Genomic DNA, 26323 nt, shown 5'->3' on the forward strand with positions numbered 1-26323 from the left:
GTTAAATTCTATTTTGATCTTTACAATATTTATCCAAAATTCCGTTAATGAAGATATTGGAACGGTCTGTTGCAAATACCTTTGCAATCTCAATATATTCATTGATAATAACTCTTGAAGGTGTAAAAGGAAAATTATCCAGTTCTGAAATAGCCGTTGACAAAATTACTTTATCCATCAAAGAAACTCTTTCCAGATCCCAGTTTTCCAGTCTTTCGCTTAGTGTTTTCTCATTAGCTTCCCAGTTGTTCAGGGTATCTCTGAGAAGTTTTCCGGCGAAAACTTTATCCTCTTCATCTTTAATCATTTTAATTAAAGTTCTGCTTTCTTCATCTTCTTTCAGGAAACCAATCGTTTTCTGTACCATTGAATTGGCGATATGAATATCATCATACCATGAAAGTTCTTTATCACTAAGATACTCCTGGAAGTCATCATTCTCAGCAATATATCTTAAAAACAGTTTCCCGATAAACTTCTGATCTTCTTCAAAAGAATATCCTTCTTCTTTCATGAAATCCTGATAACGCTTTCCTGCCGTAATTCTCTGAAAAGTTTTTACCAATATATCATCATGCATATCCCATTTCAACTGCTTGTGCTGACCTGTGAAAAATAATCTCTCAGGATTTTCTTCCAGCTTGATCAGGACCTGGTTATTGATAAATTTTTGGTTAGGGTTAATTTCAGCATCAGTTTTAAGATATTTGTTCTTCCCAATTTCGATCTGGGTTTCTGCCAATTCTTTCAGAGCCACCAAAAAATTAAGCTGATAGATATAGAGATTATAGATTTTCTCTATTCCAGAGAACATGTTTTTCTCTAAAACATCAAATTTTAAAGGATTCTGATAGTATGAATACACTGTTTGTACTACTTTTTCACGGATTTGTCGTCTTCCTAACATTCAAAGAGCTTTTTATGGGTGCAAAGATACAAAAATTAAAATTGATGAAATTCGTAGTGTGTCTACATTTTTGTAAATTTGTAAAACTTTATGAAAGCGCTAAAAACCTTAAACCCTTACTTTTGGAAGCACAAAATATTATTGTTTTGGGGGTTGTTATTTATCATTGCCAGTAATTTCTTCAATATCTATAAAGTCCAATTTGTAGGAAAATCTGTAGATGAGCTTACAAAAGGCGGAAATCTAGGCTTCAATAAGCAGGTTCTGGTGTATGTTGCCATTATTGTCGGCTGCTCTCTTTTGACTGGATTTTTCACCTTCATGATGCGCCAGACAATTATTGTCGCCTCAAGAAGAATTGAATATGAACTGAAAAATAAGATTTACAGACATTATCAGGATCTTTCTCTTACGGATTACAAACAGACTACCATCGGGGATCTTATGAACAGGTTAAGTGAAGATGTTGTTGCGGTAAGAATGTATCTTGGTCCGGGAGTAATGTATGTGGTGAATCTCATGATTCTTCTTTTAATCACCAGCATTTATATGGTTAAAACGGATGCTTCCATGACCTTATGGACGTTATTACCGCTTCCTATTTTATCCTATATTATATTTAAGGTAAGCTCGATTATCAATCAGAAGTCGAAGATTATGCAGAAAAGCCAGTCTGCGATTTCCACTTTCGTACAGGATAGCTTTTCAGGAATCCGCGTGGTGAAGTTTTTTGCTAAAGAAAACTACATTAAAAAGAACTACGGAATAAAAGTAACGGACTATCAGAATAAAGCACTCGACCTGGCAAAAACAGAAGCCTATTTCTTTACCATAATTTTATTTGTAATCGGACTGTTGAATGTTGCCGTTATTTTAATTGGTGGTCAGAAATATATTGCAGGGCAGTTAAGTGTCGGTAAAATTGCTGATTTCTTTATGTACATCAATATCCTGATCTGGCCATTCTCAATGGTGGGTTGGGTTACTTCCGTCAACCAGAGAGCTGAAGCTTCGATGCAGAGAATTAATGAATTTCTGGATAAAAAATCTGAAGTCATCAATACCAACTTTGAGGACTATCCTATTAAAGGGGATATTGAATTCAGAAATGTTTCTTATGTGTATCCGAATACAGGAATTAAAGCATTAGATAACTTAAGCTTTAAGATTAAAGCCGGAGAATCTCTTGCTATTATGGGTAAAACAGGAAGCGGAAAATCTACCATCGCCCTTCTGCTTTGCCGACTTATTGATCCTACAGAAGGTGAAATCTTAATTGACGGTAAAAACCTGAAGGAGCATAATCTTACCAATTACAGAAACTTTATCGGATATATTCCCCAGGAAAGCTATTTATTCTCTGATTCAATCGAAAACAATATCGGTTTCGCCATTGACCATCCATCCCACGAAAAAGTGGTGGAATATGCTAAAATTGCAGACGTTGATAAAAATATTGTTGGATTTAAAGAACAGTATAAAACACTTGTAGGTGAACGGGGTGTGATGCTTTCGGGAGGACAGAAGCAAAGAATATGTATCGCCAGAGCCTTAATTAAGGACCCAAATATCATTATTTTTGATGATTCTCTGTCTGCTCTGGATACGGAAACCGAGCAGAATATCCTTGAAAATATTGATCAGAAAATCAGCAACGCTACATCCATAATTATCACACACAGAGAGTCTAGCGCTCAGAGAGCAGATAAAATCATCAACCTCACCGAAATTACCAATTCTGTAACTGCTTAGCGGTTTCGTTCTCAATTGTTAAATAAATCATAAAAAAAATTTTGTGATTAAAAGAATTCTTTTATATTTGTTCTTAACAAGATTAAAAAATATCTAACAATGAGTGAATACAAGGAACGCCATGAAAATGAAATTTTCACGAAGGTGTTAAAAGCAGGAAGAAGAACTTATTTCTTTGATGTGCGCGAGACGAAAGCAGGAGATTATTATCTTACGATTACCGAAAGTAAAAAGAATTTCGGAGAGAATGGTGAAGCTACATTCGAGAAACACAAAATTTATCTTTACAAAGAGGATTTTAAAAGTTTCCAGGAGATGTTTAATGAGTCCACAGATTTCATCATTAATGAAAAGGGTGAGGATGTAATATCAGAAAAGCATGACAAAGACTTCAAAAGCAAATCATTCACAATTGATTCTGACGACGAAGTTTAAAAAAAAGAATATTCTAAAAACACAAGCATCTGAAAAAGATGCTTTTTTTATGCCTGTATATTCAGAATAACGTTTTAAAAATTCACCGATATATAACATGAGACTTAAATTTCATCAGAAATCTTAGAAATAATAAGAATCAATTTTATGGCTTTTAATTGCTCAAAATTGATTTTTAATATATTATAAAATAAAAAAGTACACTTTAAAAGTGTACTTTTCTTGGGTGAATGAGGGGTCTCGAACCCCCGACCTTCGGAACCACAATCCGACGCTCTAACCAACTGAGCTACAATCACCGTTTTGTGAGTGCAAATATAGGGAAGATTTTTTAATTACCAAACAATTCCATCAAAATTTTTCATCGCAATGAGCTTCTCAGACGTAAATCCCTCAGCATAAGCAACTCCCGATAAGCGTCCCAAATCCTGAGCACGGTAGGTCAGACTTTCGAAAAAATCTTTTGTTGCAATAGGGGTAACCGGTTCATTAGATGTTGGGTCATAGAACTGGGTTTTGAAAGCCATACAGGCTTCAATTTTTTTATCCAAATGCTCTGATATGTCAATAACAAACTCCGGTTTAATGTCTTTCCACTGGATATAATGAAAAATATGTTTCGGTCTCCACACTTCCTGATTTTCTCCTTCTAAAACGGTTTCAATTTTTCTAAGTCCGGATAAAAAGCACGCATCTGACACTAATTTCGCTCCTTTTGCATGATCCGGATGTCTGTCATCAATGGCATTAGCCAAGACGATTTCAGGACGGTATTTGCGGATCATTTTTACGATCTCTATCTGATATTCTTCGGAATTCACTAAAAAGCCATCCTTCATCTTTAAATTTTCTCTGGCAGAAACACCAAGTATTCTGGCAGAATCTCCTGCTTCTACTTTTCGGGTTTCATCGGTTCCTCTGGTTCCGAGCTCGCCTCTTGTAAGATCTACAATAACGCATGTTTTACCTTCCGAAATCATTTTGGCAATAGTTCCGCCACATCCCAGCTCTACATCATCAGGATGTGCTCCAAAAGCAAGTATATCTGTTTTCATCTGTTCTTTTTATTTTTTAATTTGTCAGATGGAACGCCCAATAATTTCCCTCACATTTTCGAATTTTTAACCCCCGGGCGTTTCATAGTTTCAAAGATAAGATTTAAAATAAAAACTTCCCAAACATTGAGAATGGGAAGTTTTAATATTTATAATTTAAATTTTAAATTACTTATTGATTTCTGCATTTAATTTTACAGCATCCTGGTAAGTAGGATCAAGCTGTAAAGATTTAGCTATATAATCTTTAGCTTTTGCAAGATCAGTATCTTTATTCATATAGGCTACTGCAAAGTAAGCATAGGCTAAAGTCTGCTTGTTGGCTTCCTGATCTGCAGGTTTTACTGTGCTGATGAATTTTTCATATGCAATTTTCGCAGCATCGTTATTTCCTGCCTGCTGATAGGAATACCCCTGGCTGTAATAAGCCGGAGCCCAATCAGGAAGAAGGGTACTCATTTTTTGCCATGTAAGGATTGCACCGTTCCAGTTTTTAGCATCCTGGTAAGCTGTTGCCAACTTAAACAGGGAATCTGAATCCTGTGGGTTAGCAGCAACTTTCTTTTTCAATGCTTCAATTTCCGGTGTAGAAGGTCCTTTTTCTGCTTCAGCCTGAGAAGCTCCTCCTCCGGCAATGTTTGCAAGCTCCATATCCCACTTCATTGTTTCATCCTTAGCTGCTTTAGCAATAGCAATTTTTTGCTGTGCTTCTGTAGTTAAAGCTGATTTTTTAGCCGCATCTTTTTCAGTTTTTGCCAATCCAGCTGCGATAAGTCCCTGAAGACCCTGGTCAGCCGGCTGTATTCTTGTTTTTTCAGCCTGAGATACGAAAGTATCCATGTTCTGTTTTGCTTCAGCATAATTTCCGTCTGCATAAGACTGATAAGCTCTTAATTTAAATTTGATAGGATCATCAATTTTATCAAAGATTTTATCTAAAACAGTTTTAGAGTTTGCATAATCTTCATTTGTGAAGTATAGTTTAGCAATTTCTAATTGGGTATATGGATCTTCATCAGCATATTTTGTATAGTTGATAAGGTCTTGTGTTGCTTTTGCATTTTCCTGGTATCTGATATCGTAAGAAGCTAAAGCTTTGTATGCCGGAGCATAAGTCGGATCTACACCGATCGCTTTATCAATGCTTTGCTTAGCTTGCTGCCATTGCTGTGCAGCCATCCATAACGTAGCCATTCTTGTATAAACAGAAGCTTTATTTTTAGCTAAAGGAAGTGCTTTGTCGTAAGCCGACATAGCTTCTCCCGGAGCTCTTTTTATTCTGTAAGCATCTCCAAGGGTATAATAATAGTGAGCAGGAACTCCTTTTTTCTCAGCTTTTTCAATAGCCTTGGTCAGGAACTGAATAGCAGCATCAGGAGCGTTATTTTTCTCAAACAAAGTTAAGGCTTCTGCTGCTCTGAATAATACTTCAGCATCTTTCTCTCTGGAATCCGCTACAATTTTCTGAATTTCCGCAATTGCACTTTTATCTCCTTTACCCAGCTTTACGGTAGCCAAACCGATTTTGTTAAGGTAGCTTTTGCTATCAGCAGCTAAACCTTTGTTAAAGCTTTCAATTGCTTTAGCATAATCAGGTTCTCCCTGTTTTAAGTAAGTATTTCCTAAATAGAAGTAATTTTCTGCTGTAGGTGCTTTGGCAACCATTTCTGTAAAATTGGTTTTAGCCTGCGCATATTTATCACTGTCTATACTGTTAATACCATCCTGCAATGTCTGTGCAGTGGCAAAACCGGAAAAAAATACTACGGCCGCTCCAAAAGCAATTTTCTTTACATTCATAATCATTATATCTTTCATTTTTATATTTTCTATATTTTGAGTTATATGCTCCACAATTTTCAGACCAAAATAATATTTTTACGGTGGGTATAATATTATTTAATATTATTTAACGCATCTGTACCTCTCTTTTGTATATATTATAGGGCTGCAGACCTTCTTTTTCTACAATCATCTGGCCAAGCTGTGTGCAAGAATATCTGATAAATCCGTTAGCTATATTAAAGTTACCTTCGTTTGTTAAAAAATAAAGAACACGTGTAAAAGGATATTTCATTTCACGAAGACCTGCGTTATCAGCAGTATACAGTTTTCCTTTATCCTCTATGGGAAGAATTTTCACCATATCTCTCAGCTTCTCAGAAGTCTTATCATAAGGACGGCTGAAAGTGTTTAACCCTATAACTCCAATTTTATCCGGATATTTCCCTAATTCTTCTACAATATTCTGATTTCCCGGAATAATAGAAAATTTAAGGTCTTTTGGCTGTTTATTCAGTTTTTGGGCGACGAAGTTCAAGTTGCTTGAATTGGTTCCGTCAAAAATAAAATTTTTAGCATCAGATTCTAATCCACTCTTGATTTCATCCATTGAAATACTTTGTTTCGGCGAATCTTTAGGAACAATAAATACCACTGCATCTGCAGCGAATCTGGCAGGAAGAAACTTCAGATCAACCTGCTCTTCATAAGCTTTTTTCTCTTCGGGAGTCAGATCTCTTGACATGACAGTTATCCTTGCTTTATCTTTCAACAGATCAAGAAAAGCCAAATCTTCTTTTTGGGTTACTATTTTGATATGGGTTTCCGGATAATTGATCATATATCCGTCTGCCAACGCTTCGGTAACACTTTTGAAAGACTCATCCGTAAGTATGGTAAGATCTCCTTTATGATAAGAGGGGGATTTATCTTCTTTTTTGCAGCTTACTGCAATGATGCTCATCATAGAAAGCAACACAATTTTTAAACTATTCTTCATTTCCGGAATCTTTAATTCTTGTAACTGCTCTATAGATTCTAAATATTCCATAAAGAATAAGCACTGCCCCCATCGCGTAGGCAATGGCAGGCTCCAAAATCGTAAAGAAAAACTTGTAGATAATAACTACAATTCCCAATACGATATAAAATAATCCTGTAACTAAGGATAACCAATTGAACATCATGTAACAAAAATACCAAAAAAAATAAAAAGAGAAGCATATGCTTCTCTTTTTATTTATAAGTTGAATAAATAAGTATTATTCAAAGTTCATAGTAAATGGTACGCTATAGTAAGATCTTACGCTCTCCCCGTTTCTTTTCGCAGGAGTCCATTTTTTAAGTTTCTTAACTACACGAATTGCTTCATTGTTGAAGTCGCTATTTGGAGATTTCTCTTCAATAGTAACTGCTGAAACTGTTCCGTCTCTTTCTACAACGAACTTAAGCTTAGCTTTAAGTGTACCTTCACCTCCTTCCATTAAAGAAGTATCAAAATTTTCCCCAAGGAATTTTCTTAATGCACCCATACCTCCAGGATATTCTGCAGACTGGTCTACATCTTTGTAGATCTCATTAGGATTATTTGTTTTTACTTCCGCTGTAGTGGCTTTAGTACCAGTAGATGGCGGTGGTGGCGGTGGTGTATAAGCCGGAGCTTTTACCCCTTCCTGATTATTTAAACCAGTCGTCGTTTCTAACTGCTTAGAAATTGGTGGCGGTGGTGTTTCAATCTTCGGAGCTTTTACAGGCTCAGGAACTACGTTCTGAATCACCTCAATTTTTTCCTCTTCTTTTGGTGGAGGTGGTGGAGGTGGTTCTTCTTCTTTTGGTTGCTCAATGATCGGGTCTTCTTCAATAATGTTTACTAAATCCGCCTTCACTTCTTGCTTAGGCGGCGCAGTAAGTCTCTTAATGGTAAGATAAATAAAAGGAGACAAAGCCGCAACCAGGAATAATGCCGTTCCGACAATAAAAGATTTTGTCAGAAGTCTTGGATACTGATGTCTCAGATCATAGGCACCATATTCCTTGTTTCTATTTTCAAATACAATCTCATCTAAAGTAAGATTCTGATTGTATACATTTTCATCTGCCATAGATATACAATTTTATGGTTAAATTACTTTGTAGCTGGTGCAGCCGCAGCTCCATTATTCCCAACTCTCTTATCATAAATAGCTTTTTCCCAAGGCTTCACATCGGTTACCCCGTACTGCTCACTTTTGGTAATGGCCATTTCGTCAAGAATATCTACAAAGTTCTTATATACAGCATCGTCAGTCGGCTTGATAATAACAGTAAATTTTGTTTTATCTGCTGCCCCTGCTTTTGCTTTCTCAATTATTTTTCTAATCCCTTCTCTATCGTAAGTAGTTTCGTTAAGATTCTGATCAGTTAAAGATGTAGGATCCTGCTGATGCCAGAAAATCTTATTGTCTTTACCCAATAATAAAGAAATTGAGTTAGAAAGTTTAATTTCTGTTGGAGGTGGTTTCGGCTGATCCTCTTTAGGTTTTGCCGGAAGTCCCAAATCCATTACATTTGGTTTACTAAATGTGGTTGTGAACATAAAGAAGGTTATCAATAGAAACCCCAAGTCCACCATAGGAGTCATATCGACTCTGGTATTCTGCTTCTTGGAACGTACCTTGCCGCCTTTGCCGCCTTTTTCCTGTACTTGTACTTCTGCCATTTCTAAATGATATTATTGTTTACCTTCTTGTGATGTAATCAACCAGAATTTAAGAAAATCAATATCTCTTAAACCTTCAAATAGGCTTTTAACTTTAGGATATTCAGTCGTAACGTCACCCTTGATTGCTAATTTGTAATCAGGATTTACGCTCAAACTTTGTTTTACCCATTCTACTAACTGCTTATTTGTACTATCCATAGGAATCCCGGTAGGACTCTTAAAGCTTTTCTGCTCCTCATCTGACAAATCGAGATAGCCTTTCAATTGGTTCATAGGAACCCCAATTGCTTGTACTTTTTGAAAGGCAGCTTTTTCCTGGTTGGTAAAAGTCATATTATACTTTTGACCCATTTTTTCTAAAAGCTGTAATCTCTCTGATGCATTCTCCACCGGTTGGAAATAGAATTTCCCGTCCGGAGTCGCGTTGATGGTCATCAAACTTGCATCAGGAAGTAACTTCTCTGATATTGAAGATGGCGGTTTAATCTGCTCCACGTCAGGTTTTTTAAACTGAGTGGTCAATATAAAGAACGTAAGTAGTAGGAAGGCAACGTCACACATTGCCGTCATATCCGTCACTACTCCATGTCTTTTTGGTTTGACTCTCGCCATTGTTTTTGAATTATTTAAATTAAACTTCTTTTAATTGGAATGCAAATTCCTTGCTACAAATTCAATTCTTAGTTGAATTCAGCGAAAGACTGCTGGATGCTCATAGCGATCTCGTCGATCTTATAAGTTAATCCGTCAATTTTAGATGTAAAGAAGTTATAAAGGATAATCGCGATAGCTGAAGTACCAATACCTAATGCCGTGTTGATCAAGGCTTCAGAGATACCTGTAGAAAGTGCAGCAGCATCTGGAGTACCACCACCTGAACCTAATGCGAAGAATGCTTTGATCATCCCGATTACAGTTCCTAAAAGTGCGATTAGCGTAGCTACAGTACCTAAAGTAGAAAGAATCATCATGTTCTTTTCAAGCATTGGCATTTCGAGAGTAGTAGCCTCTTCGATAGCTTTGTTAAGAGCTACCATTTTCTGCTCTTTATTTAAAGTAGTATCGTGAGAAAGTGCTTTGTAAGTAGTAAGACCTTCTTTCACTACGTTACCTACAGATCCTTGCTGTCTGTCACACTCTTCTAAAGCTTCATCAATTTTGTTTTGATTCAATAAGCTTCTTACTTGTACTACGAAGTTGTCTAAGTTTCCTTTTCCAGCAGCTTTACCTAGTACGAAATATCTTTCAAAAGAGAAAACGATTACTGTGATCATGAAAGTAATCAAGATTGGTACGATAACCCCTCCTTTGTAGATAATACCTAAAAACGATTCTGGGTGAATGTCTTTTCCTTCAACACTTGAGAAAGCTACAGATCCGCCACCTAGCTTTTCTGCGTCTTTAAAGTTTCCTGGGTTCCCAAGAACAAATAAATAAATACAAACTCCTATAACGAATAAAATAGGAATAATAACAGCCGGGTTTAAACCTCCTGCTTTTCTAGCAACTACTTGCTCATCATTTTTTGAAACATTCATTTCCATATTTAACTAAATTATATTGTTTTAAAATTTTACAGGGTGTAAATTAAAGGCAAAATTAATTAAAATGCAAGAGTCTTAAATAAACATTTTGCATTTTTCTGATAAAGAAAATTTAATACGATTTCGATATAATAATTATTTTAAATTATTTTATTTATTTTTCTCAATTTTAACATTTGAGTTAGAAATTTAAAAAAATAAGACCTTCATTTTTTTTAATTTGCCAATGTTAACTTTTTTTTAAATTACGATATTCACAATACGGTGATGCACGACGATGATTTTTTTAGGTGTTTTACCTTCTAAAAACGGTTGCATTCTTTCATCCGAAATCACCAAATCTTCCACTTCCTTGGCCGATAACTGAGCAGAAAGTGAAATTTTGAACTTCATTTTACCGTTTACACTTACCGGATATTCTATTTCGTCTTCAACCAGGTATTCCTCGTTCAATACAGGGAATTTCTCGAATTCCACGGATTCTTTATGTCCCAGCAGGCTCCAAAGCTCTTCACAGATGTGTGGCGCATATGGAGAGATGATAACGGCTAATGGTTCTAAAATATTGCGTTTATTGCATTTTATTTTTTGCAGCTCGTTGACAGCAATCATAAATGAAGATACAGAGGTATTGAATGAGAAGTTCTCAATGTCATATACCACCTTCTTTATTAAGGTATGTAAAACTTTGTATTCTGCTTTTGTTGGTTCTTCATCAGACACTTCAAAAGTATCGCCATTGAAATACAGGTTCCAGAATTTCTTAAGGAAACCATACACTCCGCTTAACCCTTGTGTATTCCATGGTTTAGATTGCTCCAAAGGACCTAAGAACATTTCGTACAGCCTTAATCCGTCTGCTCCATATTCTTCACAGATATCATCAGGATTTACAACGTTGTATTTAGATTTGGACATTTTTTCCACTTCACGGTCTGTGATGTATTTTCCGTCTTCTAAAATAAATTCCGCATCCGTATAATCCGGTCTCCATGCTTTGAAAGCTTCGGTATCCAATTCATCAGAGGTTCCTTTTAATAAGGATACATCAACATGGATCTTTTGAGTCTGATAATTACCGGCCAGACTTTTTGAAACATATTGATTGGTTCCATCAATTCTGTATACAAATGCACTCATCCCCAAAATCATCCCTTGGTTGATCAGTTTTTGGAAAGGTTCATCTTGATTAATATAGCCTCTGTCTTTTAAGAACATATTCCAGAATCGGGAATATAGTAAGTGTCCGGTTGCATGCTCGCTTCCTCCGATATATAAATCTACCTGTCCCCAATAATCCGCCAATTCTTTTTTAACAAAAACCTCCTGATCATTCGGATCCATATATCTAAGGAAATACCATGAGCTTCCCGCCCAACCCGGCATAGTAGACAATTCTAACGGAAATATGGTTTTATCATCAATCAAATCTGTAGAAACAACTTTTTGGTTAGCTTCATCCCAGGCAAACTCTTTTGCATTTCCTAGTGGCGGATCTCCGTCTTCAGTCGGTAAATATTTTTCAACCTCCGGAAGTTCCAGCGGCAAAGCAGAAACCGGAAGTGTGTAAGGCATTCCTTCCCTATAATATATAGGAACCGGCTCGCCCCAGTAACGCTGTCTTGAGAAAATAGCATCACGCTGTCTGTAGTTCGTGGTTCCGTGACCAATTCCTTTGTTTTCTATTTCGGTAATTATTTTTGATTTGGCATCATTATAATTTAACCCATTTAAGAAATCAGAATTCACACAGACTGAATCTTTAGAATCGAAAGATTTTTCCTGAACATCTTCATCGGTATCCACTACCTTTTTAATAGTAAGGTTAAATTTCTTTGCAAATCTGTGATCACGCTCATCATGTGCAGGAACGGCCATTACAGCTCCTGTTCCATAACCCATCAATACATAATCTGAAATATAGATTGGCATTTTTTCTCCACTGAAAGGATTGACAGCATAACTTCCCGTAAAAGCGCCGCTCACGTTTTTCACGTCAGCCATTCTATCTCTTTCCGTTTTCTTGGAAGTTTCTTCAATATAAGTATCTACTTCCACTTTCTGAGCTTCTGTAGTAATAGCTTCCACTAAAGGGTTTTCAGGAGCCAGCACCATAAATGTTGCTCCGAAAATAGTGTCAGGTCTTGTTGTAAATACCTCAACGATCTCGTCATGACCTTCTATCTGAAACTTAACCTGTGCTCCCTGGGATTTCCCAATCCAGTATTCCTGGGCATCTTTAAGAGGTTGCGGCCAGTCTAATGTGTTCAATCCCTGTAATAATCTTTCAGAGTAGGCAGAAATTCTCATGCTCCACTGCATCATTTTCTTTTGGAATACAGGAAATCCCCCTCTTTCAGATTTTCCGTCTTTTACCTCATCATTCGCTAATACAGTTCCCAAGGCCGGACACCAGTTTACGGTAGTTTCCGCCCTGTAAGCCAGGCGATAGTTGAGTAAAATATCTTCTTTATCAAGGTCTGAGGAATCTTTCCATTCTTCTGCTGTGAAATTTAATTCATCATTTTGATTGGCATTTAATCCTTCAGTTCCTTTTTCTTCAAAATGCTGAATCAAAGTCTGGATAGGTTCTGCCTTATCAGTATTTTTATTATACCATGAATGATACAGCTCGATGAAGATCCACTGCGTCCATTTATAATAGGATGCATCAGAAGTTCTCACCTCTCTGCTCCAATCAAATGAAAAACCGATCTTTTTCAGCTGCTCTTCATATCTGTTAATATTTTCCTCAGTTGTGATCGCAGGATGCTGCCCTGTCTGGATGGCATATTGCTCAGCAGGAAGACCGAAGCTGTCGTATCCTACCGGGTGAAGAACATTAAACCCCTGGTGTCTTTTATATCTCGCATAAATATCTGATGCAATATACCCCAGCGGGTGCCCCACATGAAGTCCTGCTCCGGATGGATACGGAAACATATCGAGAACATAAAATTTAGGTTTGTCTGTGTTATTAGAGGTTTTGTAGGTCTGATTTTCCTCCCAGTACTTCTGCCACTTTTTTTCTATCTGCTGATGATCGTAAAACACTTTTTATAATAGATGTTAGATGTTAGACTTTAGATATTAGATTTAATTCTTATCATTAATTCTAAATCAAGATTCACAAAAATAATGATTTTAAAAGAAATGGAAATTTTAATTTTGATTAATTCACAAATGCCCTTCAACAAAAAATCTCATCCGGAGATGAGATCTGTATTTAGGTATAAAATGTATATTTTATTTATTGAGGAATTCTCTTCATTGTAAATGTTCTCGTTTTATATACAGTCGGATCCTGGGTCTCTTCTCTGAATGCTATATTTAAGGTAGCATCATTGAGCGTAATTATTTTACCATTGGATGGTTCTACGGTACCCTGATACTTAACTATTACCGTTTTTGCACTTTTATCATAGGTATAAGTAAAGTTTCTGTCTGACGTAATAGCACATTGTGGAGTTGTACCAATCTCTCCCCATTCAGTTCTTTTTCCCGATGCTTCAGTATTGAATCTCCATCTGCCCTCTTTCTGGCAGTCGGTATACGTAATAAGATCGGAAACAGGCTCCTCACCTACTTCTACGGTAGTAACCACTTCTTTAAGCGGCTGCCAGACACCTACAAGAGGATATTCCATCTCATTATCGCCATCATCATTACATCCTGTAGCTACAAATAATGATAAACCTGCAAATAGTAATGCTAATTTCTTCATATATAAAATTTTCAAGGGCTAAAATTATAATTTTTTTGATTTATAACCTCATTTTTTGTGAAAAATTATTTTGATAATCTATATTTCTGAAAATTTTAAAGTATTATCCTTTAAAACAGCCTTTATTTAACAAAATATTGAATCTCAGTTTTTCCTCTATCTATTAAAAAAACTATTTTTGCAGAAAGAAACAAAATGCAGAGTATAACGAAAAATAATTTTGACTTCATCCGTGTTCTCCTTGCTTTCATTGTCTTTGTAGGACATTTGGGAGCTTTAAGTGACTCCAGCCAGCTTACTTTTTTAACACACAGTCCTGTAGAAGTTGCCGTTTTTTCGTTTTTTATTGTCAGTGGATTCCTTATTGCAAGGAGTTATGAAAGATCTTCCAGCCTGAAAAGCTACGTAAAGAAAAGAATCTCCAGAATTGTTCCCGCTTATCTCTTGGTTGTTTTACTCTGTACTGTCCTGCTGAGTCTGGTAAGTACGTTGCCTCTTTCCGATTATTTCGGAAACGTTCAGGTTTATAAATATTTCTTCTGGAATTCTATTTTCATGAATTTCATGGCTCCTTCTCTTCCCGGGGTCTTCGGGAATGAAGCAGTCAACGGTGCTCTATGGACGCTTAAGATTGAAATGTGCTTTTATTTTGTTGTTCCCCTAATCTTTTTATTATTCGGAAAAAATAATAAGTACAGGAATATCAGCCTGATCATTCTGTATTTTCTTTCTCTAGTTTTCCTTAATTATTTTGAAATGGCCGGAAAAATCTCCATATCCAAACAGTTGCCCGGCTCGCTATGTTATTTTATAGGCGGGATGCTGGGCTATTTTTATTTTGATCAGTTTATCAAATATAAAAACACGCTCTTCATCATTGCTATTATTACGGTTTGGATAGATCTGATCTTACATATCAAATTATTTTCTCCTATCATGATCAGTATTATTGTTCTGTATATTGCCTATTCATTCAAATTTCTGAACAATTTTGGAAAATACGGAGATTTCACTTACGGTATTTATATCTTCCACTTTCCTATTATCAGGGTATTTGCTACGCTTGGACTGTTTGCCAACTACAATCCTTTTTTCATGAGCTTTTTGTGTATGCTGGTCGTTATCGGAGTAGGAATTGCATCGTGGCATCTTTATGAGAAAAAATTTTTATAATTTTACCCCAGTAAAAATGCAAATGAAAGACCTGGTCTCCATCATCACTCCCTGTTACAATTCTGCCGAATTCATCGAAGAAACGATACAATCTGTTCTAAACCAGACCTATGACAATTGGGAATGGCTGATCACCGATGACCTTTCCAAAGATAATACCGTAGAAATCATAAGAAAATACAATGATCCCAGGATAAAATTACAGGTCCTGGAGAAAAACGGCGGTGCCGGAAATGCCAGAAATAACAGCCTGGAAAGAGCCACTGGGCGATATATTGCTTTTCTGGATTCTGATGATTTCTGGTATCCTGAATATCTGGAAACGATGACAGATTATATGCAGGAAAATAATGCAGAACTGGTCTACTGCAATTATTCAAGATGTAATGAGCAGTTACAGCCTGTTTTAAAAGATTTCCTGGCAGATAAGGTGGTAACCTTCTCCAATCTTCTGAAAACCTGCAGACTGGCCCCGGTTTCTACCATGTACGATACCAAAAGGGTTGGGAAATTCTTATTTCCTATAAAAAGCAAGCGTGAAGATCACGTGATGTGGCTAAACCTATTAAAGGTAATTCCTGAAGGAATGCCTATCAATAAGACACTGGCAAAATACAGGATGCGTGAGAACAGTGTTTCCCGAAAGAAAAAAAACATCATCAAGGATCAGTATCTGGTCTACAAAGACTTTATGGGGTTTTCTACTGTAAAATCCTTTTATTATACGGCCAATTGGGCCATAAACGGATTTCTGAAATATTCTAAAATTTTCAATTAATGGAATATTCAAAAGAGTTTAAAGCTGCCTTAAGTGCTTTTTCCAGCATAGAAAAAGACCGGCTTATTTTCAGATTGCTGAAAAAAGATAAGCTTTTATCTAAAAAACTGTATTTTGAACTGATCGATCAGGAAACTACGGATGATAAGAGAAATGCGATGGAAGAGAATGTTGCAGAACAGGTTCTTCTGGCCTCAAAATATGTTGGAAACGCCAAATATTTTCTTACTATTATCCGAAAGCTGAGTGCAGAAATAACAGAGCACATCAAAATTACAACGGATAAATTCGGGGAAGTTTCTCTGAATCTTTTGCTGGTGAACAGAATTCTGGATTCCAACAGTGATTTCAGCAGACAGCGATTTGATAATGTGTACAAGCTCTACATTTATATCATTAATAAAGTGTTTAAGGCATTAGTATTAACAAAAAAGCTGGACGAAGATTACTGGATGGAAATTGATGAGCTCCTGAGAGAAACACGAAATAAAATCTCTGAAAATCATTATTTGCAGAAACTTTGCATCAATAATGGTCTGGATATTAACTGGCTTGAATCTGATAATATTCCGGAAAACATAGAGCAGATCATGAAAGACACAAAAAGTCAGGGATTTTTACGATAATATCTTCTGCAGGATAAGATTTGTGGCATCAGGCTTTTCTTTTATAAATTTTCTTGCATTTCCGGACATTTCCTGTAACTCTTCTTCATTATTAAGAAGAAACAATACAAAATCCGCTGCTGCATATTCTTCTGAAAAAGACTTTCCTCCGCCGGCTGCAATCAGATCGTCTGCCTCAGGATTCTTTTTATAATGATCCCCAAAAATCACAGGAGTCCCAAACGTAGCTGCTTCCAGAATATTATGCAGACCTGCATCATGAAAGCCTCCGCCTACCACCGCCACATCTGCATAAGAATATAGTTTTGACAACAAACCAATGCTGTCGATGATTAAAATCTGATGTCTGGAAACGGAAGGCTCCGTATTTCGTATTTCGCTATATAATAGGGCTTCGGGGAAAATATTCTTTAAATGCTCCACTCTTTTCAGATCATGGGGAGCAATAATCAGTTTCAAATCAGCATTCATTCTGAAAACTGTGGCAGCAATCTTTTCTTCAGCCTGCCACGAGCTTCCGAATACAACAGATTGATGCTCTCCTATAAAATCTGCAATAAATTCAACATGATTATCTCTTGCCCGGAGTTGTTTTACCCTGTCAAACCTTGTATCTCCTGCGACTGAAGAATTGACCAATCCAATACTCTTAGCTAATGCATAAGAAAAGGTGGTCTGATGAAAAAACCAGTCTACCTCTTTTTTGAGCTGCTTTACAAACCATTTTCCATAAGATGTAAAGAAAGCCTGGCTTTCATAAAACAAGGCAGAAATTACATAAATCTTAGCTCCATGCTCTTTAAGCTCTGCCAGGAGATGATACCAGTAGTCATATTTAACCGTAAAAAACAATTCTGTATCAAACCGGGAAATAAACTCTTTTACCTTACTTTTTTTATCAAAAGGAAGATAGCAGACTACATCTGCGATATGTTTCTTTTTTACAACATTTTCGTAGCCTGAAGGGGAAAAAAAAGTGATAAGAATCTTATGCTCCGGAAATTTTTCTTTCAACTTTTCCAAAACAGGAAGCCCCTGCTCATATTCGCCGAGACTGGCCGCATGCATCCAGATCACCTTGTCTGAGGGCGAAAATGCAGCTTTTACTTTGTGTAAAGACTGCTTTCTTCCTTCAACTCCTTTTTTAGTTTTATCATTAAACAAAGAGAAAACTTTCATTCCGAAAATGAGCAGGCTGACAAATATGTTGTATAAGAAAGACATTTAATTATTTTTCAATTTCAATTCGGTCGTTATGGGTAGATGGGCTGGAGATAACAAGAAACTCCACTTCATCCTGAGATTCGTTGGAAATAAAATGCTCTGATTTAGGTTGAATAGAAATACTTTCTCCCGTCTTAACAGAAAACTTTTCATTATTGATATACAATACAGCTTCCCCTTTTAAAATGTAAAAAACCTGTTCTGCCATTTCATGGAAATGCAGTTTTTCAGCAGTTCCGGCAGGCATTTTTTCCTGCTTTACGGAAAGATTTCGGGAATCATTCAGGATCCAGCTGTCACAGCCGTTTCCCCAGGTATAGTGTACTGAATTATCTTTAGAATATATCATTTGAATATCGCTACAAAAATAAAAACCACGATCAGGCTTCCTATTACCGATAAAATAGCTGTAGATAATGGAACTCTAGGCTTCACGCTTTCATCAAAGGAATAACGGAACATATAATCCTGACTATTCATAAAAATAAACATTATTAATACAAATAGCCATCTTATAAAAACTTCCATGATCAGGAATTGAGCATCCTTATTCTGGTCTGTGATTTCTACAGGAAAATTAGCGGTTTCCGGATGTCTTAAGGTATATACAAACATAAAATAGAAAGCCGTTCCCAGAATCGGTGTTAAAAAAGAAAAGGCTTTGTTTCCAAAATTATCAGCCTTTCCGTCAAAATCGAAATGTACCGGAATTCGTTTAGGAAGGGTTTTGTAATGTTTCAGGGTAAACCACCAGAAAAAAATCACCAATCCGAAATTAAAAATATCAAAAGCTGTGAAAATAATATTCTCCATTCAGACCGTATTTAGGGTTAGAGTACGTTTTTGATCACTCTCAGCTTATGGGTATGCTTATTCATTTCTTTGTTAAAGATGCCGGTAGAATCCAGGATATCTATTCTCACTTTTCCCGAAGCATGAATAATCTTCTGATTCTCAAGCATAATCCCCACGTGAATAATTTTACCTTCAGGGTTTTCAAAAAATGCTAAATCACCTGGCTGGCTTTCTTCAACGAAAGTTAAAGGGACACCTACTTCTGCCTGCTGATAAGTATCTCTAGGCAATTTAATATCATGGATCTTGTATACCAGCTGTGTAAAACCGGAACAGTCTACTGCAAAAAAACTCTTTCCGCCCCACAGGTAAGGAACGTTAAGGAATTCTCTGGCAGCTAAAGCTATACTCTCACGAAGATCGTGACTTCTTCTTGAAGCCACCGCAGGAAATTCTACTTCGGAACCCATTGACAGAAGGGTTTTTCCGTCATTCATTAACACTGAGGAAAAATCTTCAGTCACCACGGTAACCTTTCTTTTTGCCAACTCTTCCTCTGTTACAGGTTTCAGCTGTTTGGTATCCATCCATCCTTCATAGCCATCATAATGCATTTTTATTCTGGTCCAGTTTTTATTCACTTCCAGAATATCAGCGCTTTCCCCAAACAGTATTTCCGTAACAATTTCCGCTTTGTCAGAATTCTCTGCACGAACCGGTGCTACAGTAACATTACAAATTCCTTTATTCATTCATTCTAAATTAAAAGATTCAATGATTTAAAAATTAAAGAATTAGATTCCGTAAAATCTTTTATTTTTTTAATTTTTAAATCTTTTGCCTATTTTCTTCTCAGAAAATTCACTCCGTCACGCAAAGGTAAAATAAGATTTTCAAAATCATCGTCTTTTGCAATCAAATCATTGAGTTCCTTGATAACCTGTGTAGATCTCTGTTTCGGATTTTCCTCCAGCACTTTTCCGTACCATAAAACGTTATCAAACATCACTACCGAACCTGTTTTTGTTCTGGGCTTGATCAGCCTGAAGTATTCCGCATAATTTTCTTTATCAGCATCTATGAAAACAAGGTCAAAAACCTCATCAGTATCTCTTAAAAATTCTTTGGCATCCTGAAGCTTAAAATCGATCTGTCCGGCATATTCACTTTCTTCAAAATATTTTTTTGGAAGGTAAGCAAGATCTTCGTTCACATCCAGTGTGGTAATTTTCCCATCTTTGGCGAGTCCTGCTGTCAGGCATAGTGTCGCATATCCTGTAAAGGTTCCTATTTCCAGCACATTCTTAGGCTGTATCATTTGAGAAATAATAGTTAAAAGTCTTCCCTGCTGATATCCTGATATCATATGCGGCTGTGTAGTTTTCTGATAGGTCTCTCTTCTCAGTTTTTTCAGAATTTCAGGTTCCGAGGAAGCATGCGTTTCCAGATACCTGTCCATTTCAGGATTTTTTTCTTCAAAAAAGCTCATACTGCAATTCTTTTTTATGTTATTCAAAAGTACTTAAATATAAAGAAAAAATTATTATTGGTCGGCATTTTTCATCCGTTTCTCCGTAAAAAGCCCATTGAAAATACCGTGAAAATACGGATATGTTTGCCTGAAAGATAGTAATACATTTGCACAGAACAAAGGGTAAAAACACTAAGACAAAACAATGAATGCAGGAGGAAAACTAATTAACACAGAGAATCAGAAGACCGCAAGGCCAAATGGCAGTGCGGGTTCTTCGTCCAAAAAAACTAAGACAGAAATATCCAACTCATTTTTTCAACGAATTATTTCATTATTGAAAAAAGAAGAATTAATTTAATTAAAAAAAATCCCGAATGACTTCGGGATTTTTTTATGGGTATGTATGTTCAATTACTTCTTAGGAGCAATATCCATTAATTTCATGAATTCATCCAGCTTAGGCATAATGATGATTTCCGTTCTTCTGTTTTCCGCTCTTCCTGAAACACTCATATTGGTTGCTTTAGGATTGTATTCGGAACGTCCTCCCGCAGTAATTCTTGCTGGATCTACTCCGAACTGCGTCTGAAGAACCTTCGCAATTGCTGTACCTCTCAATGCAGAAAGATCCCAGTTATCTCTTGGCAGATTAGGTGAGCTTAATGGTGCATTATCTGTATTACCTTCAATCAATACAGAATATTTATCATAATCATTAATTACCTTAGCTACTTTTCCTAATACTTCCTGAGCAGCAGGCAGTACGTTATAATCTCCTGTTTTGTATAGCATTTTATCAGAAAGCGAGATCATTACCACTCCTTTCAACACTTTCACCTGTACGTCATCATCCGCTACATTATCAAGAGATCTTTTAAGCTTGTTGGACAGTGCCATATTCAGACTGTCATTTTTAGCATTGTTTGAAATCAGCTGTTTGATATATGAATTGGAAGCATTGATCTCCCCAACCAGTTTATCAATATTAGCTGAACTTTTTCCTGTATTTGAAAGACATGCATCCAGAGATGATTTCAAAGCATCATGCTGGCTTTTTAAAAGATTATTCTCACCTGACAATGCAGAATTCTGAGACTTTAAATCCTGGATCTCTCTTTGTCTTTCACCGATATTTTCAATACACTGCTTATAATTGGAGCTTAATGCATCATACTGCTTTTTACTGACACAAGAGGTCAATCCCAACGCCATTACAGTTACTCCTAAAATTTTAATAATCTTCATATGTAATCATTTTTAGACGAATCAAAGTTAGGAAAATTGAATTGAATTTTATGGATTATCTTTGCATAAAAGAAATCTTCAACATACCCTTTGGAAAAATTTAGTTTTAAAAATCAGCTTGAAAACCTTGTCAGAAATCCGGAAACTCACAGCTATCTTCTGGCTGTAAGCGGAGGTGCCGATTCTATAGTCCTGGCCTCTCTTTTTAAGGGTTTGGGGCTTAATTTCCAGATAGCTCATATCAACTATAAACTTCGGGGTGAAGATTCTGATCTGGATCAAAAAACGGTTCTGGATTTTTGTGAGAAAAATCATATTCGTTTTCACCTGTATGAAGTTTCGGAAAAAGATAATAAACCGGAAAATTCTATCCAGCTTTGGGCGAGAGAAATCCGCTACCGCTTTTTCAGGGAAATTCAGGAGCAGGAAAACCTTGAATTTCTTGTTACCGCCCATCATCTGAATGACCAGCTGGAAACTTTCATCATCAATCTTTCTAAAGCTTCTGGCATCAGTGGGCTGAGTGGTATTCCAGCAAATAAAAACAAGATAATCCGGCCTCTTCTTAACTTTTCAAAAAAAGAAATTTATGGGTACGCTGAGGAAAACAGAATTGACTTCCGGGAAGATCTCTCTAATAAAAAAAGTGATTATTTAAGAAACAAAATCAGAAATGAGATCACTCCCAAGCTTTTGGAAATCAATGAGCACTTTCTGGAAAATTTCAGAAAAAGCTCTTCTTATCTGAACCAAACCAGAGATTTTGTAGAAAAACGGATCGAGGAAATCGAAAATAAACTTACGGTATTTAACTCTGAGCACAAAATCTTATCCAAAGAAAAGCTGGATCAGGAAAGTGCTTTCGTACAGTTTGAGATTTTAAAGAAATACGGATTCGACAAGGAAGAAGAAATCTCCAAAATTTTTACAGCGGAAAACGGCAGTTCTTTTTTTTCAAAAGATTATCAGCTTATGATCAGCCGCGATGAATTAATTTTCATCAGTAAAAACCAAAGGCAAGAAACCAAAGATGAAATTATTTTGGTGGAAAATTTTGATTTTTCTGAAATCCAAATGGATATCAGTCTTGAAGATACAATTGAAAACATTGACGGAATCAATAACGGTTTTGAATGGGATTTTGATGCCGCAAAACTTCAGTTTCCATTACGTTTAAGAAAACAGCAGGATGGTGACGAGTTTTATCCGGCGGATTTTTCAGGCAAAAAGAAAGTTTCTAAGTTTTTTAGGGACGAAAAATTATCTATTTTAGCGAGGCCAAAAATTTGGATCCTGTGTGACAGTTACAATTCCGTACTTGGAATTATACCTCTCAGACAGGACAGACGATATGCAAGTGATGAGAAAACGCAAAGTATTCTCAAAATTTTTAATGAAAAGAAAAAATGAAATTTAGAAACTGGTTTTTAGCCGTACTACTGTTTTTAGCGGCAGGAATTAATGCACAGATCAAGAACCCTGTAAAGTTTAAGTTCACTGTCAACGATCTAGGGAACAACCAATATGAAGCAGTTTTAAATGCTACTATGGAAAACGGCTGGCATATCTATTCCAAAGATCTTCCTGAAGATACAGGAATTCCTACCGAGTATAAAGTTTCAGGGAAAAACATCGAACTGATCGGAAAGTTCACTGAAGTTGGTAAGAAACACGAAGAGTTTTCAGAAGCTTTTGGAGGGACGATTGTTTTTTATTCCAATTCTGCCGGTTTCAAGCAGAAATTTAAATTAAAAGACCCTACAAAACCAGCAGAGGTTATTTCTGAAATTACCTATCAGACTTGTGACGACAGAGTTTGTCTGGCTCCAAATACTTTAGAATTTAATCAAAAAGTAACTCCAAAAGGTGCTGTTGAGGAAACTGCAGAGGAAAAGACGGATGTTATAAAAGATTCTGCAAAAACTATAGAAACGGTTGCGATAACGCCTGTAAAAGGAGAATTACCCGTTGCAGAAACATCAAAACTGGATCCAAAACAGCTAAAAATAGCAACCATTGATTTCCAGAAGCCCTTGACCGATTGCGGAACAGCCGTGGAAGAAGTCGGAGAAAATTACTGGACTTATTTATTCTTAGGATTTGTAGGTGGCCTGATCGCTTTGCTGACACCTTGTGTTTTTCCTATGATCCCGCTGACTGTTTCTTTCTTTACAAAAGGGAATAAAAACAAAGCAAAGGGTAAAAGAGATGCACTGATCTATGGATTTTTCATCCTAATCATCTTTGTCCTTCTGAGCCTTCCTTTCCATCTGATCGATGGAATTGCCGGGAATATCTTCAATGAAATATCTACAAGTGTATGGCTGAATATTGCCTTCTTTATCATATTCATCTTCTTTGCAGGAAGCTTCTTCGGATACTATGATATCACGTTGCCGAGCTCCATTGCCAATAAGTCTTCGAAAGCAGAAGAAGCAGGAGGAATTATCGGTATTTTCTTCATGGCACTGACGCTGGTTATCGTTTCGTTCTCATGTACCGGACCTATTCTGGGAAGCTTACTGGGAAGCGCAGTGACAGGCTCTACCAATGTTCCTATGCTGCTGACATTCGCATTGGCAGGATTCGGACTGGCATGGGCTATTGTTTTTGGTTTGCTGGCTTTATTCCCGCAGGCATTACAGAGTCTTCCAAAATCCGGAGGATGGATGAATACCGTGAAAGTGGTTCTTGGTTTTGTAGAACTGGCTTTAGCTTTAAAATTCTTATCTAAGGCAGATTTAGTTTCTAAAACATTCTTATTAAAAAGAGAACTTTTCATTGCCATCTGGATCGTTATTGCTTTGGGACTGGCTCTTTATTTATTCGGAGTTATAAGATTTCCGCACGATGATAAAAAACCGAAGATTTCTATTACAAGAAAGATATTAGGCGCTTTGGGAATAGGTTTTGTGATCTATCTGATCCAGGGATTAATTCCGGCAGAACGTCCAAAACTACAGCTGTTAAGCGGAATTCTGCCTCCTTTGAATGTAAGTTATCTTCATGATGAAAAAGACGGAATTCTGGGAATGCATCCCGAGCATGATTTCTTTAAAGCTATTGAACTGGCTAAAAAGGAAAACAAACCAATTTTGATTGACTTCACAGGTTATGGCTGCGAAAACTGCCGAAAAATGGAGGAATTCGTATGGAGCGAGCCGGATATCCTTCCGATTTTACAGAATGATGTTGTATTGGCATCCCTATACGTAGATGATAAGGAAGAGCTTCCTGAAGATCAGAAAACAAAAATAGATCTTGGAAACGGACAGGTGAAAAAGGTAAAAACGATTGGTGACCGATGGAGTTTATTCCAGCAGGTGAATTTTAATAATAATTCCCAACCTCACTACGTTTTGATAACACCGGATGGAAAAGTAATCAATACACCGGTATCCGGATATATGCCGAAAGAAGATTTCAAAAAGTTCTTAGAATGCGGAGTTAATTACTATAAAACGACGAAGTAATTCTTAATTTAAACATAATAAAAAGCCTTATCATTATTTTGATAGGGCTTTTTTGATATTTATAAAAATAATCATATTCTTAAAAAGTCACAAAAGCTTGCGAATATAAAATATTGTACAGCTATTTTATGTCAACCATTCTATAAATTTTAAATTTTATTGACATTTATCAATTTTAGGTACAAACTTTGTATAGATTCCTTCAGATAAGTATCAATACTTTACTTTTTTAACCAAAACCGTTTAACATTTAAAAATATGAATTATGGCTGAAGTAATTGCACAAGAAAAACAGGGAGGAAGCAAACAAAGAAAAAAATTAATCCGGGTGGATATGACTCCAATGGTAGATTTAGGATTTCTATTGATCACCTTCTTTATGTTTACCACCAATTTTACAAAACCCAATGTAATGGATCTGGGGCTTCCGGCAAAAGATCCTAATCCTCACCCTATTACCGATGTAATTATGGATCAGAACCAGGTTACCTTCATTCTCGGAAAAAACGACAGGGTATTTTACCACCAAAGCAATGAGAAGGATCTGAATACAGCAAATCTGAAAGAAACCGATTTCAGCGGGGTGAAAATTTCCAAGATCATTTCTGAAGCTTATAAAAACGCTCCGGTGCCTGAAAATTTCACCGTCATTGTAAAGCCCACCGATGATGCCAACTATAAAAACTTCGTAGACATCCTGGACAATATCGCGATCTCTAAAAAAGAAAGATATGGCATTACTGATATAAAACCATGGGAAAAGAAAATTTATACCGAATTAACCCAATAGAATCGAAGAGCATTTTTACAATGCTCTTTTTTATTTAAATTTGAAGAAACAACTAAGATTATGCTGAATTTTGAAAGAAAAGGAAACGGGAAAGAAACTTTGGTACTGCTTCACGGCTTTATGGAAAACCTTTCCATCTGGAGTGATATGGAGCCACATCTTTCGCGAGATTTTTCACTGTTGAAAATAGATCTTCCGGGCCATGGACAATCTGATATTCTGGCCGAAGTTCACACCATGGAACTGATGGCTGATGAAGTGAAAAAAGTTTTAGATCATGAGAAGCTGGATAAAGTACATCTTTTAGGGCATTCCATGGGAGGGTACACCTCACTGGCTTTCGCAGAAAAATATCCTGAGACTCTCAAAAGCCTGACCTTATTCTTTTCCACCTATTTTCCTGACGATGAAGAGAAAAAACAGCAGCGGATTAAAAGCTATAGAATCATCAAGGATGCATTTCCCCATTATGTACGGGCTGGAATTCCGAATCTTTTCAATCCCAATGAAAGAGACATCCTGGAAGGCAAAATTGAAGCCGCGCTTGAAACTGCACTTTCTACCAACAATATGGGAGCTCTTGCCTGTGTAAAGGGTATGGTAGAAAGAACAGACAAAAAACATGTCATGGAAAGCCTGGAAGCGAAAATTTTAGTATTGGCAGGAAAGCATGACAACGCTGTAAAAACAGATATGATGATCAAACATCTTCCTGACAGAACGAATATAAAATCCTACATCCTGGACTGCGGGCATAACGGGCACTGGGAAAAGCCCGGCATCTGCGCAGAAATTATCAATACGGAACTTCTTCATAATCTTCCAAAAAAATTAGTCCTGTAATA

26 protein-coding genes and 1 tRNA gene are annotated in these 26323 nt (G+C 36.5%); 9 read left to right on the forward strand and 18 right to left on the reverse strand.

Going from position 1 to position 26323, the window contains the following annotated elements; genetic code table 11:
* Position 1 precedes the first annotated feature (1 nt).
* Positions 2–907: a transcription antitermination protein NusB gene (locus LC418_RS19560; RefSeq protein ID WP_111955492.1), complete on the reverse strand. Its 906-nt coding sequence runs from the start codon at positions 905–907 to the stop codon at positions 2–4.
* A 90-nt stretch (positions 908–997) separates the two neighbouring features.
* Between LC418_RS19560 and LC418_RS19565 the strand changes: the two genes are divergently transcribed.
* Positions 998–2659 (forward strand): ABC transporter ATP-binding protein, encoded by a 1662-nt coding sequence (locus LC418_RS19565; protein ID WP_223560358.1) that lies wholly within the window; start codon positions 998–1000, stop codon positions 2657–2659.
* Positions 2660–2758: 99 nt separating this feature from the next.
* Positions 2759–3094, forward strand: a complete 336-nt coding sequence (locus tag LC418_RS19570) for a DUF3276 family protein (RefSeq protein WP_034701927.1) — start codon at positions 2759–2761, stop codon at positions 3092–3094.
* Between the two features lie 224 nt (positions 3095–3318).
* Here the strand turns inward: LC418_RS19570 and LC418_RS19575 are convergent.
* The 11 genes from LC418_RS19575 to LC418_RS19625 form a co-directional block, all read right to left on the reverse strand.
* Positions 3319–3394 (reverse strand) — tRNA-His (locus LC418_RS19575).
* Between the two features lie 35 nt (positions 3395–3429).
* Entirely contained in the window at positions 3430–4149 is a 720-nt protein-coding gene (bshB1, locus tag LC418_RS19580) for a bacillithiol biosynthesis deacetylase BshB1 (RefSeq protein ID WP_111955502.1), read from the reverse strand.
* Between the two features lie 168 nt (positions 4150–4317).
* On the reverse strand, positions 4318–5967 hold the full coding sequence (locus LC418_RS19585) for a tetratricopeptide repeat protein (protein WP_111955504.1): 1650 nt from the start codon (positions 5965–5967) through the stop codon (positions 4318–4320).
* A 91-nt stretch (positions 5968–6058) separates the two neighbouring features.
* Positions 6059–6931, reverse strand: coding sequence for a PstS family phosphate ABC transporter substrate-binding protein (locus tag LC418_RS19590; protein ID WP_223560359.1), 873 nt, complete (start codon positions 6929–6931; stop codon positions 6059–6061).
* On the reverse strand, positions 6921–7118 hold the full coding sequence (locus tag LC418_RS19595) for a DUF308 domain-containing protein (RefSeq protein WP_111955508.1): 198 nt from the start codon (positions 7116–7118) through the stop codon (positions 6921–6923). The genes LC418_RS19590 and LC418_RS19595 overlap by 11 nt, the downstream gene beginning before the upstream one ends.
* 75 nt (positions 7119–7193) lie before the next feature.
* Positions 7194–8033, reverse strand: a complete 840-nt coding sequence (locus tag LC418_RS19600) for an energy transducer TonB (protein WP_223560360.1) — start codon at positions 8031–8033, stop codon at positions 7194–7196.
* A gap of 23 nt (positions 8034–8056) precedes the next feature.
* On the reverse strand, positions 8057–8629 hold the full coding sequence (locus LC418_RS19605; protein ID WP_223560361.1) for an ExbD/TolR family protein: 573 nt from the start codon (positions 8627–8629) through the stop codon (positions 8057–8059).
* Between the two features lie 12 nt (positions 8630–8641).
* Entirely contained in the window at positions 8642–9244 is a 603-nt protein-coding gene (locus LC418_RS19610; RefSeq protein WP_223560362.1) for an ExbD/TolR family protein, read from the reverse strand.
* A gap of 68 nt (positions 9245–9312) precedes the next feature.
* Positions 9313–10176, reverse strand: coding sequence for a MotA/TolQ/ExbB proton channel family protein (locus LC418_RS19615; RefSeq protein WP_034723277.1), 864 nt, complete (start codon positions 10174–10176; stop codon positions 9313–9315).
* Between the two features lie 240 nt (positions 10177–10416).
* The gene (gene leuS / locus LC418_RS19620; protein WP_223560363.1) at positions 10417–13230 is read right to left on the reverse strand and encodes a leucine--tRNA ligase; all 2814 of its coding nucleotides are present in this window, start codon (positions 13228–13230) and stop codon (positions 10417–10419) included.
* Between the two features lie 196 nt (positions 13231–13426).
* Positions 13427–13900, reverse strand: a complete 474-nt coding sequence (locus tag LC418_RS19625) for a lipocalin-like domain-containing protein (protein WP_111955518.1) — start codon at positions 13898–13900, stop codon at positions 13427–13429.
* A gap of 195 nt (positions 13901–14095) precedes the next feature.
* Here LC418_RS19625 and LC418_RS19630 point away from each other — a divergent pair, with 195 nt between their 5' ends.
* Genes LC418_RS19630 through LC418_RS19640 form a run of 3 tightly spaced genes read left to right on the forward strand, consistent with a single transcriptional unit; the run spans position 14096 to position 16477 of the window.
* A complete protein-coding gene (locus LC418_RS19630) occupies positions 14096–15073 on the forward strand; it encodes an acyltransferase family protein (protein ID WP_111955520.1) in 978 nt (325 codons plus the stop codon).
* Positions 15074–15095: 22 nt separating this feature from the next.
* A complete protein-coding gene (locus tag LC418_RS19635) occupies positions 15096–15851 on the forward strand; it encodes a glycosyltransferase family 2 protein (RefSeq protein ID WP_223560434.1) in 756 nt (251 codons plus the stop codon).
* Positions 15851–16477: a deoxyuridine 5'-triphosphate nucleotidohydrolase gene (locus tag LC418_RS19640; protein WP_111955522.1), complete on the forward strand. Its 627-nt coding sequence runs from the start codon at positions 15851–15853 to the stop codon at positions 16475–16477. Before LC418_RS19635 ends, LC418_RS19640 begins: the two co-directional genes overlap by 1 nt.
* Here the strand turns inward: LC418_RS19640 and LC418_RS19645 are convergent.
* From LC418_RS19645 to LC418_RS19670, 6 genes are all read right to left on the reverse strand, one after another.
* A complete protein-coding gene (locus LC418_RS19645; RefSeq protein WP_223560364.1) occupies positions 16469–17701 on the reverse strand; it encodes a 3-deoxy-D-manno-octulosonic acid transferase in 1233 nt (410 codons plus the stop codon). The two genes, LC418_RS19640 and LC418_RS19645, sit on opposite strands and share 9 nt — an antisense overlap.
* 4 nt (positions 17702–17705) lie before the next feature.
* Positions 17706–18050 (reverse strand): cupin domain-containing protein, encoded by a 345-nt coding sequence (locus tag LC418_RS19650; protein WP_223560365.1) that lies wholly within the window; start codon positions 18048–18050, stop codon positions 17706–17708.
* Positions 18047–18514, reverse strand: coding sequence for a DUF1648 domain-containing protein (locus LC418_RS19655; protein WP_223560366.1), 468 nt, complete (start codon positions 18512–18514; stop codon positions 18047–18049). Before LC418_RS19655 ends, LC418_RS19650 begins: the two co-directional genes overlap by 4 nt.
* Positions 18515–18531: 17 nt before the next feature.
* Positions 18532–19248, reverse strand: coding sequence for a C40 family peptidase (locus tag LC418_RS19660; RefSeq protein WP_111955530.1), 717 nt, complete (start codon positions 19246–19248; stop codon positions 18532–18534).
* A gap of 89 nt (positions 19249–19337) precedes the next feature.
* Positions 19338–19985 carry an O-methyltransferase gene (locus LC418_RS19665; RefSeq protein WP_116014267.1) on the reverse strand — a complete coding sequence of 216 codons (648 nt, stop codon included), beginning with the start codon at positions 19983–19985 and terminating at the stop codon, positions 19338–19340.
* A gap of 396 nt (positions 19986–20381) precedes the next feature.
* Entirely contained in the window at positions 20382–21215 is an 834-nt protein-coding gene (locus tag LC418_RS19670; RefSeq protein WP_223560367.1) for an OmpA family protein, read from the reverse strand.
* 90 nt (positions 21216–21305) lie between these two features.
* On the opposite strand from LC418_RS19670, the gene tilS reads away from it, so the two are divergent.
* From tilS to LC418_RS19690, 4 genes are all read left to right on the forward strand, one after another.
* The gene (gene tilS, locus LC418_RS19675; RefSeq protein ID WP_223560368.1) at positions 21306–22625 is read left to right on the forward strand and encodes a tRNA lysidine(34) synthetase TilS; all 1320 of its coding nucleotides are present in this window, start codon (positions 21306–21308) and stop codon (positions 22623–22625) included.
* Positions 22622–24688: a protein-disulfide reductase DsbD family protein gene (locus LC418_RS19680; RefSeq protein WP_223560369.1), complete on the forward strand. Its 2067-nt coding sequence runs from the start codon at positions 22622–22624 to the stop codon at positions 24686–24688. Before tilS ends, LC418_RS19680 begins: the two co-directional genes overlap by 4 nt.
* Positions 24689–24953: 265 nt before the next feature.
* Positions 24954–25478 (forward strand): biopolymer transporter ExbD, encoded by a 525-nt coding sequence (locus LC418_RS19685; protein ID WP_223560370.1) that lies wholly within the window; start codon positions 24954–24956, stop codon positions 25476–25478.
* Positions 25479–25538: 60 nt separating this feature from the next.
* Positions 25539–26321: an alpha/beta fold hydrolase gene (locus LC418_RS19690; protein WP_223560371.1), complete on the forward strand. Its 783-nt coding sequence runs from the start codon at positions 25539–25541 to the stop codon at positions 26319–26321.
* Positions 26322–26323: the final 2 nt, after the last annotated feature.

Source organism: Chryseobacterium lathyri (assembly GCF_019970085.1).
Lineage (GTDB): Bacteria > Bacteroidota > Bacteroidia > Flavobacteriales > Weeksellaceae > Chryseobacterium > Chryseobacterium lathyri.

What these genes read in the sequence shown, in the direction of transcription:
- LC418_RS19560 (WP_111955492.1), bottom strand. Translation starts at nt 907, where the DNA reads ATGTTAGGAAGACGACAAATCCGTGAAAAAGTAGTACAAACAGTGTAT.
- LC418_RS19565 (WP_223560358.1), top strand. Translation starts at nt 998, where the DNA reads ATGAAAGCGCTAAAAACCTTAAACCCTTACTTTTGGAAGCACAAAATA.
- LC418_RS19570 (WP_034701927.1), top strand. Translation starts at nt 2,759, where the DNA reads ATGAGTGAATACAAGGAACGCCATGAAAATGAAATTTTCACGAAGGTG.
- bshB1 (WP_111955502.1), bottom strand. Translation starts at nt 4,149, where the DNA reads ATGAAAACAGATATACTTGCTTTTGGAGCACATCCTGATGATGTAGAG.
- LC418_RS19585 (WP_111955504.1), bottom strand. Translation starts at nt 5,967, where the DNA reads ATGAAAGATATAATGATTATGAATGTAAAGAAAATTGCTTTTGGAGCG.
- LC418_RS19590 (WP_223560359.1), bottom strand. Translation starts at nt 6,931, where the DNA reads ATGAAGAATAGTTTAAAAATTGTGTTGCTTTCTATGATGAGCATCATT.
- LC418_RS19595 (WP_111955508.1), bottom strand. Translation starts at nt 7,118, where the DNA reads ATGATGTTCAATTGGTTATCCTTAGTTACAGGATTATTTTATATCGTA.
- LC418_RS19600 (WP_223560360.1), bottom strand. Translation starts at nt 8,033, where the DNA reads ATGGCAGATGAAAATGTATACAATCAGAATCTTACTTTAGATGAGATT.
- LC418_RS19605 (WP_223560361.1), bottom strand. Translation starts at nt 8,629, where the DNA reads ATGGCAGAAGTACAAGTACAGGAAAAAGGCGGCAAAGGCGGCAAGGTA.
- LC418_RS19610 (WP_223560362.1), bottom strand. Translation starts at nt 9,244, where the DNA reads ATGGCGAGAGTCAAACCAAAAAGACATGGAGTAGTGACGGATATGACG.
- LC418_RS19615 (WP_034723277.1), bottom strand. Translation starts at nt 10,176, where the DNA reads ATGGAAATGAATGTTTCAAAAAATGATGAGCAAGTAGTTGCTAGAAAA.
- LC418_RS19625 (WP_111955518.1), bottom strand. Translation starts at nt 13,900, where the DNA reads ATGAAGAAATTAGCATTACTATTTGCAGGTTTATCATTATTTGTAGCT.
- LC418_RS19630 (WP_111955520.1), top strand. Translation starts at nt 14,096, where the DNA reads ATGCAGAGTATAACGAAAAATAATTTTGACTTCATCCGTGTTCTCCTT.
- LC418_RS19635 (WP_223560434.1), top strand. Translation starts at nt 15,096, where the DNA reads ATGAAAGACCTGGTCTCCATCATCACTCCCTGTTACAATTCTGCCGAA.
- LC418_RS19640 (WP_111955522.1), top strand. Translation starts at nt 15,851, where the DNA reads ATGGAATATTCAAAAGAGTTTAAAGCTGCCTTAAGTGCTTTTTCCAGC.
- LC418_RS19645 (WP_223560364.1), bottom strand. Translation starts at nt 17,701, where the DNA reads ATGTCTTTCTTATACAACATATTTGTCAGCCTGCTCATTTTCGGAATG.
- LC418_RS19650 (WP_223560365.1), bottom strand. Translation starts at nt 18,050, where the DNA reads ATGATATATTCTAAAGATAATTCAGTACACTATACCTGGGGAAACGGC.
- LC418_RS19655 (WP_223560366.1), bottom strand. Translation starts at nt 18,514, where the DNA reads ATGGAGAATATTATTTTCACAGCTTTTGATATTTTTAATTTCGGATTG.
- LC418_RS19660 (WP_111955530.1), bottom strand. Translation starts at nt 19,248, where the DNA reads ATGAATAAAGGAATTTGTAATGTTACTGTAGCACCGGTTCGTGCAGAG.
- LC418_RS19665 (WP_116014267.1), bottom strand. Translation starts at nt 19,985, where the DNA reads ATGAGCTTTTTTGAAGAAAAAAATCCTGAAATGGACAGGTATCTGGAA.
- LC418_RS19670 (WP_223560367.1), bottom strand. Translation starts at nt 21,215, where the DNA reads ATGAAGATTATTAAAATTTTAGGAGTAACTGTAATGGCGTTGGGATTG.
- LC418_RS19680 (WP_223560369.1), top strand. Translation starts at nt 22,622, where the DNA reads ATGAAATTTAGAAACTGGTTTTTAGCCGTACTACTGTTTTTAGCGGCA.
- LC418_RS19685 (WP_223560370.1), top strand. Translation starts at nt 24,954, where the DNA reads ATGGCTGAAGTAATTGCACAAGAAAAACAGGGAGGAAGCAAACAAAGA.
- LC418_RS19690 (WP_223560371.1), top strand. Translation starts at nt 25,539, where the DNA reads ATGCTGAATTTTGAAAGAAAAGGAAACGGGAAAGAAACTTTGGTACTG.